Raw genomic sequence first — 669 nt, 5'->3', positions numbered from 1 at the left:
CAGCTTCTCCACAGCCTGCTGAGTGCCGCCGCCCTCGTGTCCGTTGAACGGGTAAACGCATATGGACTTCTCGCCGCCATACCGGTTATAAGCCGCGTAAACGGTGCTGGGGGGACACACGGTGTCCATCAGGGCAACCGAAAACAAAGCCTGCGCCCTGGCCCTCTTCGCGAAGTGCATGCCATCGAAGTAGCTCAGGGTCTGCATGACTTCCGGCACCCGGTTGCGGTGCACCCGCAGGTAGGCGGCCACTTCACTGAAGGGAGCGCTATCGGTGAGGGTCAAGGCGCGGCTGAAGTGGCACAGAAACGGGACGTCCGGCAGGCAAATCGCCACGTCCGGTGTCAGGCCAGCGGCAGCCAGGGCCAGCCCACCCCCCTGGCTGCCGCCACTCACGGCGACGCGCTCAGGGTCGATCAGCGGATGACTGCGCGCCGCTTCCACGGCGCGCACGGCATCGGTGTAGAGTCGGCGGTAGTAGTACGTCTCCCGCATCGCGATGCCCTGCGTCATAAAGCCCGGCAGGTGCGGCTCTCCGCCCGCCTGCGGATCGGGGGTGTCGCCGGTACTCCACGCGCTGCCCTGACCGCGGGTATCCATGACCACACAGGCGTAGCCCGCCGACGGCCACAGCAACCAGTCGGTCGGCAGTCCCCGGCCTCCGCCGTA

The 669-nt window shown here is 66.8% G+C and carries 1 protein-coding gene; it reads right to left on the bottom strand.

The genetic code is table 11. From position 1 onward, the window contains the following. Positions 1-669 (bottom strand): acetylxylan esterase (locus GUI70_RS22540; protein WP_161884508.1); only part of this gene is annotated, 669 nt, incomplete at both ends.

Source organism: Deinococcus alpinitundrae, from assembly GCF_009982895.1.
GTDB classification, from domain to species: Bacteria; Deinococcota; Deinococci; order Deinococcales; family Deinococcaceae; genus Deinococcus; species Deinococcus alpinitundrae.
Note: the sequence above shows the minus strand (reverse complement) of the source record. Positions and strands in the feature narration are given on the sequence as shown.